General features: G+C 39.8%; 19 protein-coding genes, 1 pseudogene and 1 riboswitch. Of the genes and pseudogenes, 3 read left to right on the forward strand and 17 right to left on the reverse strand.

Annotated features, from left to right (window positions below; translation table 11 throughout):
• Window positions 1-2: 2 nt before the first annotated feature.
• The 8 genes from fabF to D8845_RS08140 all read right to left on the reverse strand — a co-directional run bounded on the left by fabF (window position 3) and on the right by D8845_RS08140 (window position 6,609).
• Window positions 3-1,238 carry a beta-ketoacyl-ACP synthase II gene (gene fabF, locus D8845_RS08105; RefSeq protein ID WP_125453102.1) on the reverse strand — a complete coding sequence of 412 codons (1,236 nt, stop codon included), beginning with the start codon at window positions 1,236-1,238 and terminating at the stop codon, window positions 3-5.
• Between the two features lie 21 nt (window positions 1,239-1,259).
• Window positions 1,260-1,991, reverse strand: a complete 732-nt coding sequence (gene fabG / locus D8845_RS08110; protein ID WP_024057010.1) for a 3-oxoacyl-[acyl-carrier-protein] reductase — start codon at window positions 1,989-1,991, stop codon at window positions 1,260-1,262.
• A 40-nt stretch (window positions 1,992-2,031) separates the two neighbouring features.
• Complete coding sequence (gene fabD / locus D8845_RS08115; RefSeq protein ID WP_125453103.1) at window positions 2,032-2,955, reverse strand: ACP S-malonyltransferase; 924 nt, start codon at window positions 2,953-2,955, stop codon at window positions 2,032-2,034.
• Window positions 2,948-3,922: an enoyl-[acyl-carrier-protein] reductase FabK gene (fabK, locus tag D8845_RS08120; RefSeq protein ID WP_000857446.1), complete on the reverse strand. Its 975-nt coding sequence runs from the start codon at window positions 3,920-3,922 to the stop codon at window positions 2,948-2,950. Before fabK ends, fabD begins: the two co-directional genes overlap by 8 nt.
• A 116-nt stretch (window positions 3,923-4,038) precedes the next feature.
• Window positions 4,039-4,263 carry an acyl carrier protein gene (locus tag D8845_RS08125; RefSeq protein WP_000257838.1) on the reverse strand — a complete coding sequence of 75 codons (225 nt, stop codon included), beginning with the start codon at window positions 4,261-4,263 and terminating at the stop codon, window positions 4,039-4,041.
• A 58-nt stretch (window positions 4,264-4,321) separates the two neighbouring features.
• Window positions 4,322-5,296 carry a beta-ketoacyl-ACP synthase III gene (locus D8845_RS08130; protein WP_125453104.1) on the reverse strand — a complete coding sequence of 325 codons (975 nt, stop codon included), beginning with the start codon at window positions 5,294-5,296 and terminating at the stop codon, window positions 4,322-4,324.
• Window positions 5,296-5,730, reverse strand: coding sequence for a MarR family winged helix-turn-helix transcriptional regulator (locus D8845_RS08135; protein ID WP_000386355.1), 435 nt, complete (start codon window positions 5,728-5,730; stop codon window positions 5,296-5,298). Before D8845_RS08135 ends, D8845_RS08130 begins: the two co-directional genes overlap by 1 nt.
• A 93-nt stretch (window positions 5,731-5,823) precedes the next feature.
• Entirely contained in the window at window positions 5,824-6,609 is a 786-nt protein-coding gene (locus tag D8845_RS08140) for an enoyl-CoA hydratase (RefSeq protein WP_125453105.1), read from the reverse strand.
• Window positions 6,610-6,818: 209 nt separating this feature from the next.
• Here D8845_RS08140 and D8845_RS08145 point away from each other — a divergent pair, with 209 nt between their 5' ends.
• The 3 genes from D8845_RS08145 (at window position 6,819) to serS (ending at window position 10,045) form a co-directional block, all read left to right on the forward strand.
• Window positions 6,819-8,183, forward strand: coding sequence for an aspartate kinase (locus D8845_RS08145; protein ID WP_050242190.1), 1,365 nt, complete (start codon window positions 6,819-6,821; stop codon window positions 8,181-8,183).
• Window positions 8,184-8,185: 2 nt separating this feature from the next.
• Entirely contained in the window at window positions 8,186-8,557 is a 372-nt protein-coding gene (locus tag D8845_RS08150; protein ID WP_125453106.1) for a DUF956 family protein, read from the forward strand.
• Between the two features lie 213 nt (window positions 8,558-8,770).
• On the forward strand, window positions 8,771-10,045 hold the full coding sequence (gene serS, locus D8845_RS08155; RefSeq protein WP_125453107.1) for a serine--tRNA ligase: 1,275 nt from the start codon (window positions 8,771-8,773) through the stop codon (window positions 10,043-10,045).
• 38 nt (window positions 10,046-10,083) lie between these two features.
• Here serS and D8845_RS08160 read toward each other — a convergent pair.
• From D8845_RS08160 to D8845_RS08200, 9 genes and pseudogenes are all read right to left on the reverse strand, one after another.
• A pseudogene (locus D8845_RS08160) lies at window positions 10,084-10,389 on the reverse strand (transposase); the annotation flags it as partial.
• A gap of 315 nt (window positions 10,390-10,704) precedes the next feature.
• Complete coding sequence (locus tag D8845_RS08165; protein ID WP_260467952.1) at window positions 10,705-11,040, reverse strand: GntR family transcriptional regulator; 336 nt, start codon at window positions 11,038-11,040, stop codon at window positions 10,705-10,707.
• 2 nt (window positions 11,041-11,042) lie between these two features.
• Window positions 11,043-11,264 (reverse strand): DUF1648 domain-containing protein, encoded by a 222-nt coding sequence (locus D8845_RS08170; RefSeq protein WP_125453110.1) that lies wholly within the window; start codon window positions 11,262-11,264, stop codon window positions 11,043-11,045.
• An 18-nt stretch (window positions 11,265-11,282) separates the two neighbouring features.
• Window positions 11,283-12,842: a putative ABC transporter permease subunit gene (locus D8845_RS08175; protein WP_125453111.1), complete on the reverse strand. Its 1,560-nt coding sequence runs from the start codon at window positions 12,840-12,842 to the stop codon at window positions 11,283-11,285.
• The gene (locus D8845_RS08180; RefSeq protein WP_045611708.1) at window positions 12,835-13,545 is read right to left on the reverse strand and encodes an ABC transporter ATP-binding protein; all 711 of its coding nucleotides are present in this window, start codon (window positions 13,543-13,545) and stop codon (window positions 12,835-12,837) included. Before D8845_RS08180 ends, D8845_RS08175 begins: the two co-directional genes overlap by 8 nt.
• Window positions 13,546-13,653: 108 nt before the next feature.
• On the reverse strand, window positions 13,654-14,271 hold the full coding sequence (locus D8845_RS08185; protein ID WP_125453112.1) for a TetR/AcrR family transcriptional regulator: 618 nt from the start codon (window positions 14,269-14,271) through the stop codon (window positions 13,654-13,656).
• A 187-nt stretch (window positions 14,272-14,458) separates the two neighbouring features.
• Window positions 14,459-15,358: a TDT family transporter gene (locus tag D8845_RS08190; protein ID WP_125453113.1), complete on the reverse strand. Its 900-nt coding sequence runs from the start codon at window positions 15,356-15,358 to the stop codon at window positions 14,459-14,461.
• A gap of 110 nt (window positions 15,359-15,468) precedes the next feature.
• Window positions 15,469-16,017: a carboxymuconolactone decarboxylase family protein gene (locus D8845_RS08195; protein ID WP_000206768.1), complete on the reverse strand. Its 549-nt coding sequence runs from the start codon at window positions 16,015-16,017 to the stop codon at window positions 15,469-15,471.
• A gap of 132 nt (window positions 16,018-16,149) precedes the next feature.
• On the reverse strand, window positions 16,150-17,472 hold the full coding sequence (locus tag D8845_RS08200) for an alanine/glycine:cation symporter family protein (protein ID WP_125453114.1): 1,323 nt from the start codon (window positions 17,470-17,472) through the stop codon (window positions 16,150-16,152).
• Between the two features lie 90 nt (window positions 17,473-17,562).
• Window positions 17,563-17,651: riboswitch (glycine riboswitch) on the reverse strand.
• Window positions 17,652-17,696 lie beyond the last annotated feature (45 nt).

Here is a 17,696-nt window from a genome sequence, read left to right on the forward strand (position 1 = left end):
AGTTATTCATTCTCCCAACGTTTGAAAGCAAGAACTGCATTATGGCCACCAAAACCAAAGGTATTTGAAATAGCGTATGGAATTTCTTGCTCCAAGCCTTGTCCATAAACGACATTGGCTTCGATATAATCTGATACTTCACTTGTTCCAGCTGTCATTGGTACAAAGTTATGACGCATAGCCTCGATTGTTACGATAGCTTCTACTGCACCTGCAGCCCCCAGCAAATGTCCTGTGAAAGATTTGGTTGATGATACAGGTACTTCCTTACCAAGAACAGCTACGATCGCACCACTTTCTCCTTTTTCATTAGCAGGAGTTGATGTTCCGTGAGCATTGACATAGGCTACTTGTTCTGGGGAAATCTCAGCTTCTTCCAAGGCTAATTTGATGGCCTTGATAGCTCCCTGACCTTCTGGATGAGGAGAAGTCATGTGGTAGGCATCACAGGTATGTCCATAACCAACTACTTCAGCAAGGATAGTTGCCCCACGTTTTTCAGCGTGTTCAAGGCTTTCAAGAACCAACATCCCTGAACCTTCTCCCATGACAAAACCGTTACGGTCTTTATCAAATGGAATAGAAGCACGAGTTGGGTCCTCTGTAGTTGAGAGAGCAGTTAGGGCTTGGAAACCAGCAATAGCAAAAGGTGTGATAGAAGCTTCTGAACCACCTACCAACATAACATCTTGGAAACCAAATTTAATTGAGCGGAAGGCATCCCCAATCGCGTCATTTGATGAAGCGCAGGCAGTATTGATGGATTTACAAACACCGTTTGCTCCAAAACGCATAGCAACATTTCCTGAAGCCATATTTGGCAAGGCTTTTGGAAGGGTCAATGGTTTCACACGTTTTGGTCCTTTGTCATTTAGGCGAATCACTTGATCTTCAATTTCTTTGATTCCACCAATGCCAGATGCAACGATAACACCAAAACGATCTTTATCAAGAGCCTCTACATCCAAATTGGCATGATTAACAGCTTCTTGGGCTGCGTACAAGGCATACAAAGAGTAGTTATCAAAACGATTGGTATCTTTCTTTACAAAGTATTTATCAAAAGGAAAATCTTGGATTTCTGCTGCATTATGCACATCAAAGTCACTATGATCAAATTTTGTAATTTGACCAATTCCGATTTTTCCAGTTGTCAAACTATTCCAAAATTCTTCTGGTGTATTTCCGATTGGAGATGTTACTCCATAACCTGTTACTACTACGCGATTTAGTTTCATCTTTTTCACCTCTAGCTTCTGCTACATACTTAAGCCACCATCAATGGCAACCACTTGACCAGTTAGATAATCTTGACCTGCTAAAAATACTGTCAAATCTGCAACCTGCTCTGCCTGCCCAAATTCTTTCATAGGAATTTGCGCCAGCATGGCATCTTTTACCTTGTCTGATAGAACAGCTGTCATATCGGACTCAATCATTCCAGGTGCAATAGCATTAACCCTGATATTGCGATTGGCCACTTCACGCGCCACAGACTTGGTAAAACCAATCAAACCAGCCTTAGAAGCTGCATAGTTAGCTTGACCGATATTTCCCATCAAACCAACAACACTAGACATATTAATGATAGCACCTTCTCTGGCTTTCATCATCGATTTCAAGACTGATTGTGTCATGTTAAAAGCTCCAGTCAAGTTAACCTTGAGCACTTTTTCAAAATCCGCTTCTGTCATCTTGAGCATCAGGGTATCTTGGGTAATCCCTGCATTGTTGACCAAAACATCTACTGAACCCAGCTCTGCAATAGCTTGCTCAACCATACGTTTAGCGTCTGCAAAATCTGATACATCTCCTGAAATAGGGACCACCTTGACACCATAGTCTGCAAATTCAGCAAGCAAGTCCTCTGAGATTGCCCCACGACTGTTTAAGGCAATGTTGGCTCCTGCTTGAGCAAACTTATGGGCAACGGCAAGACCAATTCCACGACTCGAACCTGTAATAAAGATATTTTTATTTTTTAGTTGCATTCTTTTCTCCTGTTTCCTCTTGTATTTGTGGGAGAAGGGATTACTCGTTTTCTAGCAAGGCTTCCAAACTCGCCTGATCTTCAACATTGGCTAGTTTAGCCGTTTTATCAATTTTTTTGACAAAGCCTGACAAGACTTTCCCTGGGCCAATCTCGATAAAGTTGGTTACTCCTGCTTCTTGCATAACTGCAATACTTTCATAGAAACGAACTGGTTCCTTAACCTGACGCGTCAAGAGTTGAGCAATGTCTTCTTTTTGCATAACTGCAGCTTCTGTATTACCAACTAGGGGACAAGTAAAATCTGAAAAACTTACTTGAGCAAGAGTTTCAGCTAGTTTTTGGCTAGCAGGTTCAAGAAGAGCGGTATGAAAAGGTCCTGAAACCTTGAGAGGAATCAAGCGTTTGGCACCTGCTTCCTGCAAGAGTTCGACAGCTCGGTCAACTGCAGCCACTTCTCCACCAATAACGATTTGTGCAGGCGTGTTATAGTTGGCTGGAGTAACCACTCCAAGTTCAGAGGCTTGCTTACAAGCTTCCTCAATGACCTCTACTGGCGTATTGAGAACTGCCACCATCTTACCAGAGCCAGCAGGAGCCGCTTCTTCCATATAGGCGCCACGCTTAGCAACCAAGGCAACCGCATCTTCAAAATCCAAGGCACCGCTAGCCACCAAGGCAGAGTATTCTCCAAGGGACAAACCAGCAACCATATCAGGCTGATAGCCCTTTTCTTGCAATAAACGATAGATAGCAACTGAAGTTGCTAAAATAGCTGGTTGCGTATAGCGGGTCTGATTGAGTTTTTCTTCTTCCGTATCAATGAGATGACGCAAATCATAACCGAGTACCTGACTCGCTTGATCAATCGTTTCTTTGACAATAGGATACTGATTATAGAGATCCCGGCCCATACCTAGATACTGGGCACCTTGGCCAGCAAATAAAAAGGCTGTTTTAGTCATTTCTTACAACTCCTGCCCAACGAGAGGCTTCTTCTTGAATTTTCTTAGCTGCTCCGTAATACAAATCTTTTAGGATTTCTTCAACGGTTTCTTCTTTGGAAACAAGGCCTGCAATTTGACCTGCCATGACAGAGCCTCCATCCACATCTCCGTGGACAACCGCTTTGGCTAGAGCACCTGCTCCCATTTGTTCAAAAATTTCCAAATCTGGATTTTCTTGTTTAAAGGCATCTTTTTCAGCTTGTTCAAAATCACGAGTCAACTGATTTTTAATCGCACGAACAGCATGTCCAAAGTGTTGAGCTGAAATCGTAGTATCAATATCTCGAGCTTTTAAAATTTTCGCCTTATAATTTGGATGGGCATTAGACTCTTTTGCAACGACAAAGCGAGTTCCAACCTGAACAGCCTCTGCACCTAGCATAAAGCCAGCCGCAGCACCTTCACCATCCGCAATCCCTCCTGCAGCAATAACAGGAATAGATACAGCAGCAGCTACCTGACGCACCAAGGTCATGGTTGTTAATTTCCCAATGTGTCCCCCAGCTTCCATTCCTTCTGCAATAACGGCATCCGCACCGATTTTTTCCATGCGTTTAGCTAGGGCAACACTTGGTACAACAGGAATAACCGTAATACCAGCTTCATGGAAACGTTCCATGTATTTGCTTGGATTTCCTGCGCCTGTTGTAACTACCTTAACCCCTTCCTCGATAACGAGGTCTACAATATCTTCCACAAATGGAGACAAGAGCATGATGTTGACACCAAAGGGTTTATCAGTCAATGATTTGATTTTATCAATATTTGCCTTGACAACTTCTTTAGGGGCATTTCCCCCACCGATAATCCCTAGCCCTCCAGCCTTAGAAACAGCTCCTGCCAAATCACCATCAGCAACCCAAGCCATTCCTCCTTGAAAGATAGGATAATCAATGTTCAATAATTCTGTAATACGCGTTTTCATAGTGCCTCCATCGTTTCTTGCTTACGTAATAGTTCGATATCGTCATAATTTGAAAATCAAACTATTGCCTAAACAAGAGGGAGCGGGTTTCCCTACTCCTTCTATTTATATTCTGCTTATTTTGTTTGCTCTTCAACGTAGGCAACCAAGTCACCAACTGTTTTCAAGTCATCTTCTGCTTCGATTTGGATATCAAAAGCATCTTCAATTTCTGAGATTACTTGGAACAAGTCCAATGAATCTGCGTCCAAATCATCAAAAGTTGATTCAAGTGTTACTTCTGATGCATCTTTTCCAAGTTCTTCAACGATAATTTCTTGTACTTTTTCAAATACTGCCATGATAGGACTCCTTTAAAATAAATAGTTTTTTATAACAATGTGTTCACCACATGATTACCTAAATTGTAAGAATGAGCGTGCCCCATGTCAAACCTCCACCGAAGCCTGATAGAAGAACAGTCTGGCTACCATCTAAACGGATGAGACCTTGTTCTACACACTCTGAAAGTAAAATCGGGATACTGGCTGCACTGGTATTGCCATATTCCATCATATTGGCTGGAAGTTTATCTCGATCGACACCAATTTTTCTAGCCATTTTATCCAAAATACGGTCATTAGCCTGATGAAGTAGCAGATAATCCAAGTTTGTCGCCTCTATAGGAGATTCATCAATAGTCTGCTTGATAGACTTGGCTACGTCCCGAATAGCAAAATCAAAGACTGCACGCCCATCCATCTTCAAAAATGAATCTGCACTTTCTTGATCTGAAAACGGAGAATGCAAGCCTGAATGTCCATAAGTTAGACACTCGCTACGACTCCCATCACTATTGAGACTCTCAGCCAAAAAATGCTCTTGCTCGCTAGCTTCTAGCAAGACTCCACCAGCACCATCTCCAAACAAAACAGCTGTTGATCGGTCTGACCAATCGACTGCTTTAGAGAGGGTTTCACTACCAATCACCAAACCTTTTTGAAAGCGACCAGAAGCGATAAACTTTTCAGCAGTTGAAAGAGCAAATACAAATCCACTGCAAGCTGCTGTTAGGTCAAAAGCAAAGGCCTTATTAGCACCAATATTAGCTTGAACACGAGCAGCTGTAGAGGGCATCATCGAATCTGGAGTAATGGTAGCTAGGATAATAAAATCTAACTCCCCTCCTGTGATTTCAGCTTTTGCCATCAGTTTCTTGGCAACTTCTGTAGCCAAATCACTAGTAGATTCTGTTCTTGAAATATGCCTTTGTCGTATTCCCGTCCGACTTGAAATCCACTCATCATTGGTATCCATAATCTGAGCCAAATCATGATTTGTAACCACTTGCTCTGGCACATAATGAGCAACCTGGCTTATTTTTGCAAAAGCCATTATCTCAAATCCTCCAAAAATTGATAAAGATTGGTCAAACCTTTGCTCATAACCTCAATTTCTTGCTTACTCATACCATCAATGATTTTTTCAACCATGGCCTTGTGGAAGCGTTTATGTAGCCTATGAACCAAGCGACCTTTCTTTGTCAAATGCAGATGCACTACACGTCGATCATGTTCTGAACGAATGCGTTCAATGTAACCCTTACGTTCGAGATTATTCAAACTAGTCGTAACTGTCCCAAGAGTCACCATCAACTCTTTTGACACTTGACTTGGTGTCACATCTGGAACTTTTCCAATCACATCAATCGTATGCATTTCTTTGATGGAGATATCCTTGAAACGACTACCCCTCAAGCTAACTTCCTCAATAACGAGGACATTGTTAAATATAGACGTTAAATATTCATTAATTCGTTGGTAGTCCAATCTTTCCTTCCCTCCTTTTCAAAAAAACTTTTAGAATCAAAACATTTGACAAAAGAATTATATCAAAGTTCAAAGAATGGTGCAAGTATTTTTTTATTTTCCTTTAAATTTAGGTCTTCTTCTTTCCGAATGAGCTCGCACTCCTTCTTTGAAATCCTCTGTTTTCGCTAGTGATTCCTGTAGGTTCAGTTCTAAAGTAGCGTAATTCTGCCAGTCTTTAAATTGACTCTCCCAAACCAACTTCTTGATGGCAGCATAGGAATTAGCTGAACCTCGTCTCAATTTTTTAAGAAGCTGTTCTCTGGTTTTTTCTAACTTATCAGCTTCAGAAATACGGTAAACCACACCCCACTCTAGAGCTTTTTCTGCTGTCAAAGCCTCTCCTGTCATGGCTAGTTGAGTAGCACGCGTCACACCAATACTTCGGCTCAAGAGATGAATCCCTCCTGCATCTGGAGCCAAACCAACTCCAACAAAGGCTTGGATAAATTTAGCCTTATCGGTCGCTAAACAGAAATCTGCGGCAACAGCCATATTCGCTGCAGCACCTGCAACAGCCCCATCAACCTCCATCAAAACAGGTTTTGCAATTTGCTTGATTTTATAAGAAATAGTATTGACTAATTCTGCGATTTTCGTCAATGATGGAATATCATCCTCATCGACTGCTCGCTTCATCTCAACCAAATCTCCCCCAACTGAAAAGACTTTGCCATTCGCGTTGATTAAGACAAAATGCACAGCCGGATCCTCTTCTGCCAAAGTCAGAGCTTCTAAAATCTCCTCACACATAGGAATATGAAAACCATTCGCGACCTCAGGACGATTCAAGGTAAGGATTGCCAAGTCCTCTTCAAGCTGATAAATAATGTGTTCCATCGGGACTCCTTTTTATTTTATAAGCAGTTTAAATTATTTTATTTTCAAAGTATATCTTTTTTAGGAGTAGAAAGCAAGAAAAAATCGACTGAAAGTGTCTCAGCCGATTAGAAAAGCTCGCTTTATCCTAGAAATCATCTTATTTTCTTCATTGAAAAAAGCCTTTCTTTCTGCTATAATCGTATAAAATACTTACTTTAGGAGTTCTTATGAAAGTTGTTAAATTTGGAGGTAGCTCTCTTGCCTCTGCTAGTCAATTAGAAAAAGTTTTAAACATCGTCAAAAGCGATTCAGAGCGTCGTTTTGTAGTCGTTTCTGCCCCTGGTAAACGCAATGCTGAAGATACTAAGGTTACAGATGCCTTGATTAAATACTACCGCGATTATGTTGCTGGTAACGATATTAGCAAGAGCCAAAACTGGATTATCGACCGCTATGCTGCTATGGTTAGTGAATTGGGACTGAAACCAGCTGTTCTAGAAAAAATTTCAAAAAGTATTCGTGCCCTAGCCACTCTTCCTATCGAAGAAAATGAATTTCTCTATGATACTTTTCTAGCAGCCGGTGAAAACAACAATGCTAAATTGATTGCAGCCTACTTTAATCAAAATGGAATCGATGCACGCTATGTGCACCCTAGAGAAGCTGGTATTGTGGTCACAAGTGAGCCTGGTCACGCTCGCATCATTCCATCAAGTTATGACAAGATTGAAGAATTAACAAATGCAAATGAAGTCCTTGTCATTCCTGGTTTCTTTGGTGTTACTAAGGAAAATCAAATCTGTACCTTCTCACGTGGAGGCTCAGATATCACTGGTTCTATCATTGCTGCTGGTGTCAAAGCCGACCTCTATGAAAACTTTACGGATGTTGATGGCATCTTTGCAGCCCACCCTGGTATTATCCACCAACCACACTCAATCCCTGAGTTGACCTACCGTGAAATGCGTGAGTTGGCTTATGCAGGATTCTCAGTTCTTCATGACGAAGCTCTTCTTCCTGCCTACCGAGGAAAAATTCCTCTGGTTATCAAGAATACCAACAATCCTGACCATCCAGGTACTCGTATCGTTCTAAAACACAGTAGTGATGAATTCCCAGTTGTGGGAATTGCTGGTGACTCAGGCTTTGTCAGCATTAATATGTCGAAATACCTCATGAACCGTGAGGTTGGATTTGGTCGCAAGGTTCTGCAAATCCTTGAAGATCTTAACATCGGTTGGGAACATATGCCAACAGGCATCGACGATCTTTCAATCATCCTTCGTTCTCGTGAACTAACTCCTATCAAGGAAGAAGAAATCCTTCGTCAGTTGGTTCAAAAGGCTGAAGTAGATCATGCAGAAATCGAACACGACCTTTCAATCATTATGATTGTTGGAGAAAAGATGAAGAGTCATATCGGAGTAACTGCTACTGCAACACGCGCTCTATCTGAAAACAAGATTAATATCCAGATGATGTCTCAAGGTTCTAGTGAAGTTTCTATCATGTTTGTTGTCAATAAAGACCAAGAGAAAGCAGCTATTAAAGCCCTCTACAATGCCTTTTTCGGTGAAAGTAAGGAAGACTAACCATGGCCCAATCTCTTAACAAAACAGTGCTTCTCAATACAACAGGTACCTCCTACCTCTCTATAGCTGGGAAAGTTGGGAAATTTCTTGTCGGAGATCAGGCTCTGGAATTTTACCCAGATGTCAATGTCGAACAATTTATCCAGATTCCTTGGAGCCATATCAACCAGATTGGGGCCAATGTCACTGGGCGAAAAATCAGTCGCCACTTCGAAGTCTTTACAGACAGAGGAAAATTCCTCTTTGCTTCAAAAGACTCAGGTGCCATTCTTAAAATTGCTCGCGAAAAACTGGGCAATGACAAGGTCGTAAAACTTCCGACCCTGATTCAGACAATTAACCAAAAATTTAAAAATCTATTTGCAAAAAAGTAGAAACTTTAGTATAATCATAGCAACGGATAAGTAGGTTATCTTCTTCTTTCAGAAAGTCTGCGGGTGCTGCGAGCAGATAGGAGGGATAGGTGAAATTCTACCGTTAGTAACAATTACATACACAATCAAGTGCACACCTGTGAAGTTGGATGGAACCGTGGCCCTGCCACTCCAACGCTTTGTCAGGTGTGCTTTTTTCATAAAGGAGTTCTTATGTTAGATATCAAACGTATTCGTACAGACTTTGATTCTGTCGCAGAAAAATTGGCTACACGTGGTGTAGATGCTGCTGTCTTGAATGAAATGAAAGAAATCGATGCTAAACGTCGTGACATCTTGGTCAAGGTTGAAACTTTAAAAGCCGAACGTAACACAGTTTCTGCTGAGATTGCCCAAGCCAAACGCAACAAGGAAAATGCAGATGACAAGATTGCTGCCATGCAAAATCTATCTGCTGAAGTCAAAGCCTTGGATGCTGAATTGGCAGAAATCGATGCTAAATTGACAGAATTTACAACGACTCTTCCAAATATCCCAGCTGACAGCGTTCCTGTTGGGGCTGACGAAGAAGACAATGTGGAAGTTCGCCGTTGGGGTACTCCACGCGAGTTCGATTTTGAACCTAAAGCTCACTGGGATCTTGGTGAAGACCTTGGTATTCTTGACTGGGAACGCGGTGGTAAGGTAACAGGCGCTCGTTTCCTCTTCTATAAAGGTCTCGGTGCTCGTTTGGAACGTGCTATCTACAACTTTATGTTGGATGAACATGGAAAAGAAGGCTATACAGAAGTCATCACGCCTTACATGGTTAACCATGATTCTATGTTTGGGACTGGTCAATATCCAAAATTCAAGGAAGACACTTTTGAATTGAGCGACAGCAATTACGTCCTCATTCCTACAGCTGAGGTTCCTCTAACAAACTACTACCGTGATGAAATCCTAGACGGTAAAGACCTGCCAATCTACTTCACTGCTATGAGTCCTTCATTCCGTTCTGAGGCTGGTTCAGCTGGTCGTGATACTCGTGGCTTGATTCGTTTGCACCAATTCCACAAGGTTGAAATGGTTAAATTTGCCAAACCAGAAGAATCTTACGAAGAATTGGAAAAAATGACAGCCAACGCTGAAAATATCCTTCAAAAACTTAACCTTCCATACCGTGTCGTTGCTCTCTCTACTGGGGATATGGGCTTCTCAGCTGCTAAGACTTACGACTTGGAAGTTTGGATTCCAGCGCAAAATACTTATCGTGAAATCTCAAGTTGTTCAAATACAGAAGATTTCCAAGCCCGTCGTGCCCAAATCCGTTACCGTGATGAAGCAGATGGCAAGGTGAAACTCCTTCATACCTTGAACGGTTCTGGACTTGCAGTTGGACGTACAGTGGCTGCTATTCTTGAAAACTACCAAAATGAGGATGGTTCTGTGACCATCCCAGAAGTTCTTCGTCCATACATGGGTGGAGCTGAGGTTATCAAACCATAAAAAATGCTTCTTTGTCAACTATAGTGGGTTGAAGTCAGCTAAGATCTAGAAAGGACAAATTTCGTCCTTTCTTTTTTGATATTTAGAGCGATGAAAATCCGTTTTTTGAAGTTTTCAAAGTTCCGAAAACCAAAGGCATTGCGCTTGATAAGTTTAATGAGATTATTCGTTGCTTCCAAGTTTGCGTTGGAATAGGGTAGTTGAAGGGCGTTGACGATTTTCTCTTTGTCCTTGAGGAAAGTTTTAAAGACAGTCTGAAAAAGAGGATGAACCTGCTTTAGATTGTCCTCAATGAGTCCGATGAATTTGTCAAGTTCCTTATTCTGAAAGGGAAAAAGCAAGAGTTAATAGAGATTATAGGCACTATAATATTTGTAGTGGGTAAATCCCTTATGGATATTGTGGAGCCTTTTTCTGTCCACCTGCGTCCTCTAAAACGTAAGAATAAGAATACTTCTTTAGCTACACTTGCGCGTTTCAGCTTGCATATGAAACAATAATCTACTATATAGATTATTGAAAAGAGGAATATTATGTTTCTTGGGTATTTCTAACATTAGATGTTTCGATTCTTCCATATTCATTTCATCCATTTTATCAATAATCTAAATAGTCAGTATCTTTATTTTCTTCACACATAACTGATTTTTATTCACTATTTAAGTTTCTATTCTATCAAATAGTTTAATAATCTCAGAATTCGAAAATCCTAAGGCATATAGTTTTTCAAACAATATTTTTATAAGCCTGTTCAAATGCTGATTTCTTAACTCAATTATTTTCTTCTCACTTTCAGTAACAAAATATCCTTTACTTCCACGACTGACAATCAACCCCTGTTTTTCAAGAACTTTTAATGCTTTTTGGACGGTTGCAGGATTACATTCTTCCCTCTCTGCTAAAGTCCTTATGGGAGGTAGCTGTTGCCCCGGTACATACTTACCTCTTAAAATAGTTGCTCTTATCACAGATGCTATTTGTAAATATGGATACATATTCACTTAACCTTTTTATTTTTCCTTCCTCGTATAAATTTCCAATAAGCAGAATACGGAATAACTGTAGCAAACAGAAGATAATATTTATTAGCAAACATATCTGCTTCTCCTTTTGCATTGAAATGAATCGGAACTTTTTCTGGGAGAAATCTACAAATAACAACTATTATAGCTAGCATTACTAATAACACCAAAATATCTTTTATCAGTCTGTTTTTCATCTTATTTTTCTCCTTTAACTAGATAAAATTTGACTTGCTTATTGTTAAATAAACACCCATTGTAATAATCAATAAAACTACTGATACTACCTGTAAAACAAATATAATCGGAAGATTAAACAGCCAATTAAGCAAAAGTGGCGTAATAAGCGCAATCATACCAATAATTCCAGTTACAATAACAGGAAGACTTTGTTTGACAACTATCATCTCACTGTCCCAATCATAGTTAGGATATTTTTTATTTAATGCAATTCCGATTACAGTTATAAAAAAGGAGTAACATATAGGAACAATAATTAGGTTCGTGACTTGAATGAGATTCATATCTAGTTTCAGCATAAATACAGATACAGAAATCATATATCCAATCAAATGAAGTGTAAGATTAACAGCTATCTTAGCATTTAAAATCATTCTTACCTCAACCGGAGAACTTTTCAAAATCCAAATATTTTTACCCTCTAAAGACATAGATGAAGCTGCTGGACAACTGAGTGAAAGCATAGATGAAATAAAGACGGGAGCTAAGTTTGAAAGATACTCATTTATATTTTCAATTCCTGCAGAATTTCCTATTTGCTCTACAGAATTAAACAGGAAAGATATACTAAAGACACATAAAAGAATCACTCCAAGCCCAGCATTCAAGACTGCCATATAAGAACTTAAAAATCGTCCAAGCTCTTTTTGATACAAGGCAAAAAATACCGATTTTCTTTCATAAGATACTTTGTCATTAGCATATCTTGATTTTGTATTGGCAAGTGTATTAAGTAGTCCATACTTCAACGAAGCAATTTTGACAAATAGATAAAAGACGACTATTGAAAGAACTATATAAAATCCCATCCCATAGTACATTGGAAAATTGTAGTATGACATAAATAGTCTAGAAATTGGATACAGTCCAGTAATTTGCTTAGCCAGAGTAACCCCAATACTACTTTCATTACCTGATTGCAAAGCTGATAATGCAAAATATCCAATTATACCTAACATCGCAAATGAAAAAATAAGAGAGATAACATTTTTCCTTTTAAAAAAAGATGAAGCGACAACAATAACGATTCCCATGCATGTCGCTATACACATGGGGATCAAAGGGGCAAAAATTATAGAAGTAAAATACAATATAATCTGTAGGAGGTTTAAACTTCCGTTTAAGCCCCATACAATTCCACCTGGAAGCATAAACATCAAGCCTATTAAAAAATTCAATAAGTACATAAACATGAACTTGCTGGTGATAATATACGAACTTTTAACAGGTAAGGATAGGAGAATTTCCATATCTCGACTGCCAAATAAAATGCCATTCGAATAAAAGACAGTCAAAAATAATATTGAAAAACTTGATACAGAGACCATATATGCCGGTATCAAGTCCTGCTGTCCGACGTGTACCAATGTTTTCGCTGTTAGTATATTATAAACAAAGCAAAATAAGGAAAGAGTTATTATGCCAAAACTCGCAATAGCCATTGAACTTTGTTTTTTATTTCCTGAATCTCTAATCTCGTTAATAGGAAAGAAATTAATCAATTGCGCCTTAAGCAGTATCCAAATGTTACTCATTGTCCTGCACCTCCATGAAAAATGCCTCCAATGATTCATCACCTTTGACGTCTCCTGTATTGCCACTTGCAATTAACTTTCCATTTTTGATAATGGCAATCTTATTACATAATTTTTCCGCAACATCCAATACATGGGTTGAAAAGAAAATAGCACCTCCATCTGAAACACACTCATGCATAATTTTCTTTAGTAGGAAAGTTGCTTTGGGATCTAGCCCAACAAAAGGTTCATCTAAAATCAACAGTTTGGGAGAATGTACAAGTGCAGAAATAATGGCTGTTCGTTGCTTCATACCATGTGAATATGAAGAAATAATCCCCGAAAGATGCTCAGTCATATCAAATAAATCACCGTATTTTTGGATTCTCTCCCTGCGTATTTTTGTAGGAATTTCAAACAAGTCAGCAATAAAATTAATATATTGAAGTCCTGTCATATGTTCATACAAATCTGGATTATCTGGGATATACGCCATCATTTTTTTACAAATAACAGGTTCTTCTTTAATAGAATGACCGTTGATAATTATACTTCCGTCTTCAAAATCATGGATACCGACAACTGCCTTTATCGTTGACGTTTTTCCCGCACCATTTGCTCCAATAAAACCATAAATATCTCCAGGCTGTACTGAAATAGATAGGTTGTCCACAACCTTCTTATCCCCATAACTTTTACTAAAATTCTTTATCTCTAACATATTTTCGCCTCCATTGACAATTTGTCAGTTATATTTTGAAATAATACCGATAACTTGTTTTGATTTAGCTATCGGTACATAGTTCTCTTTACAAACATTCTATCTTTTTTAATTGCTAAAGAGTTCTTTTGTATTTAGATTTTGTTCCAGCATTATTTTAAATGCATTCAAGTAATCTTTAACAGGTTCTTTCTTTGAAGTTATTATACCTATGTTATTTGAAACAAAAACATAGGCTGTCATCAGAAATTCTGCTGTTTCTGATGGATATTTTACAGAAAATACTTTTTCTGAGATGCCTTGTTTTATTATCCTCTCAAAATATATAGTCAGTTTTTCAATGAGCTTATGAGATAACTTATCTAACATATAACGATTTTCTTCAAGATCAACCGTCTTTTGTAACTCAGTTCCTTCCGCTGAAACGTTATCTGTAGAGATTATTGTGACATCAATAAAGGCTCTTATTTTTTCAATAGCAGTTTTGTCGTCATCATTGACAATCACATGAATATCTCTCAATAATTTCTCTGAATAACGTTCCACAAGACAATACAGAATATCTTCTTTGTTCTTAAAGTGATAGTATAACAAACCTCGTGATATATTTACCTTATCGACTATATCCTGAGTTGTTGTGTTCGCATATCCTTTCTCCATAAAGAGGAGCATAGCAGCATCCATAATCTCAGCACGTCGAATTTCCGGATCTTTTACATCTCGCATTTTATTCCTCCTGATTATAAATTATACTACTTTACTGACAGTTTGTCAATCGCGTTTTCTCATTTCTCTTGAATTTTATGGTATAATATATTTGCAATTTTAGAAAAATGCTTAATGCTTACTTGACTTTTGTAGTAAGCACAGTAAGTGTACGGACACTTACAAAAAAAGGTTTAGCTATTTCTAGCTAGACCTTATTTCGTAACCAAATCAGATAAGCACCCAAGACAAAGAATAAAATAGTGAGGCATATAACAGTTTCAGCCAATACCAGATAATCCAGGAATGGAAGTTTCAAGATTCCCTGAGCCATCTTGAGCGAGGTAGCCGTGATGATTGTTGGGAAGGTGAGGGCTGAAAAAGCTGGTTGAAAGCCTTGTTTTAAAATATTGGGCAGACGAGTTAAAACAAAGAAAAAGAAGGATTGAGAAGCCAAAATCATGGCAATCAGGAGCCAAGTCGGTAGGCTGGCTTCTCCAACTCGAACCAGGGAAGCCAAGAGTAGAGAGAAAGGAGCACAATAGATCCCTTCTTGTCCAAGCAAGGCTAGTGGGAGTGGATGTTTCTTTAAATCGCTATAAATAAGCGGGTAGAGATAGGAGGTTAGGAGAAACCCAAAACTCAAGGTCGCATAGGCAATTTCGATAATGCCTACCAGAGGATAAGTCAAGGCTGCCACTGCTATTCCCACATAGAGAACCGTCCAGCTAGGAGTGGAATGAACCCTCCGACCAGGACAGGCAAATTTGATGGTGAATCCAGCAATCAGGGCCAAATCCAAGAGAAATGAAAACCACCAGAGCCCTTGCGCTACTATAGGAAGATGAGGGAACACACGAAAGACATAGGTCGATAAAATCATCCCAGCCATGGGAAAGGTTGCCATTCCTGACAAAAGAGGGGGCTTGGCCAATTCTTGCTTGGTTTCTTTCCAATTGAGCAAATGAAGAGTCAGAAAGAATATCCACAAAATCAAACCTGACATACTCAGTAGATGTGACAGAACTGGCAACGTATCTAAAACGAGATTTCCAGCTCCTGCCAAACCTAGCAAACAACCTGAAAATACTAAGGGGAGTTTTTTCATCCTAACCTCCAATAATCATGTTAGTTTCAGTATAGCATAAAAGCGCTTAAATGAGGACTTAAAAAACGAAGTCCGTTGATTTCAGACTTCATTTTTTACTCAGATAAGGATTAAGCATAAGGTTGCAATTCTGGGTTAATTGGTGTATTGGCTAGATTGTTGGCATAGTTACAAAGACTTGCTAGGCTGACACCAAGAACCACATCCAAGGCATTTTGTTGCGTGTAGCCAGCTTCTAGAAACTCAGCCAAGGCTTCATCTCCTACACGACCCTTGGTATTGATAACCGCTAAGGTAAACTTAGCTAGGGTGTCCAATTTGGGATCTGTTTCAATCGGAGTGCGATTACGAAGGGCTTGAAGAAGGTCATCATTCATCTGGATTTGTTTGATTGAAAAGGCTGTGTGACCTGCGACGCAGAAGGCACAACCATTTGTCACAGCTGCCGTGATTTGCACTACTTCGCGCTCAACAGGTGTCAGGCTGTTGCGACGGTTGATAGCTCCAACAGTACGGTAAGCCTCTAAAGCAGTCGGTGCATTAGCCAAGAGACCGATTAGGTTAGGAATATAGCCATTGTTATCTTTTTCTACTGTTTCAAGAACTTCTTTCACTTCTGCTGGTGCTGATTCTACTGTATGGATTGTAAATGTTGTCATTATAAAACCTCTTTTCATTTTGTTGAAACCTAGTCTATCACAGATTCTATACCTTGCATAATATATATTTTAAATTGCACCGATAGAAATTTTTTATGAAAGCAAAAAAATCACACGAGCTGTGTGATTCCATTATTTATCAAAATACTTTTTAGTCTCGGCAATAACGACTGGTGACAAGACCAAGAGGGCAATCAAGTTTGGCAGAGCCATCAAGGCGTTGACGATATCTGCAATAATCCAGACCATATCCAACTCTATAAATCCTCCCAGCAAGACCATGAGCACAAAGACCACACGGTAAAGCCAGATAAAACGAACCCCAAAGAGGAACTCGAAACAGCGCTCTCCATAGTAGTTCCAACCTAAAATCGTCGTAAAGGCAAAGAGCACAAGGAAGATGGTCAAGAGGGCAGGCCCAAAGTGTGAAAAGACTGTTGAGAAGGCTGACTGAGTCAAGGCAACCCCATTCAAATCACCACTCCAAACACCAGTTACCAAGATGGTCAAACCAGTCAACGTACAGATAATGAGGGTGTCAATAAAGGTTCCTGTCATAGAAATCAAGCCTTGCTCTACCGGTTCATTTGTCTTAGCCGCAGCAGCTGCAATGGGAGCAGAACCCAGACCAGATTCGTTTGAGAACACACCACGCGCCACACCATTTTGAATAGCCATTCGAATGCTAGCACCGGCAAAGCCACCTATCGCAGCAACAGGACTAAAGGCTGATGTCAAAATTAAAGCGACTGTAGCTGGGAGTTTCTCGATATTAAAGAAAATAACTGTAAGAGTTCCCAAAATATAAATAATAGCCATAAAAGGAACAACAGTAGTTGAAACCTTTGAAATGGACTTGAGCCCACCAAAGACTGCAATCTCTACAAAGACAGACAACACGAGAGCAGTGATGGCTGGCGAAATAGTCGTCGTATTTTGGATAGATTCAGTAATTGAGTTGACTTGAGTGAAGGTCCCGATTCCCAACAAAGCTACTAGAACACCTGCCAGTGCAAAGAAGATGGCAAGGGGACGCCACTTTTCTCCCATCCCTAGAAGGATATAGTGCATGGGACCTCCCGCTACTGCACCATGATCGTCCTTGGTGCGGTATTTGATAGCTAGTAGTCCCTCCGCATACTTAGTAGCCATTCCAAAGAAAGCAGCCATCCACATCCAAAAGAGAGCTCCTGGGCCACCGACCTTGATAGCTGTAGCTACACCGATAATATTTCCCGTACCAACTGTCGCTGCGAGGGCTGTACACAAGGCCGCAAAACTGGATACATCGCCATGTCCCTTATCCTTGGTAAAAATAAGTTGAAAGGCCTTAGGCAAACGCAAAACCTGCAAGAGTCCTAGACGAGCAGTGAGATAAATCCCTGTTCCGACCAAGAGAATCAAGAGGGGTGGGCCCCAAGCAAAAGCATCAATTGATTTAAGCAATTCTAACATTTCCTTCTCCTATCTTTTCAACCCCAAAAGAAAGAGCACATGCAAGATACATGTACTCTGGAATGCTTAGATAAATGCTAAAAAGCGGTCTATCCTAGCTCTGTCCTTTTACCTGAGAGTTTGAGCAGTTGCCTGCCTTGCCCCTTCGGTGCCTTTACGGTCTCTCCAGAGTTCCGTCCATTTACAGTCATGGAAAATCAAACGATTCCCCACTTCTATTAAAC

This window comes from Streptococcus mitis (assembly GCF_003942865.1).
In the GTDB taxonomy this organism is placed as follows: domain Bacteria; phylum Bacillota; class Bacilli; order Lactobacillales; family Streptococcaceae; genus Streptococcus; species Streptococcus mitis_BI.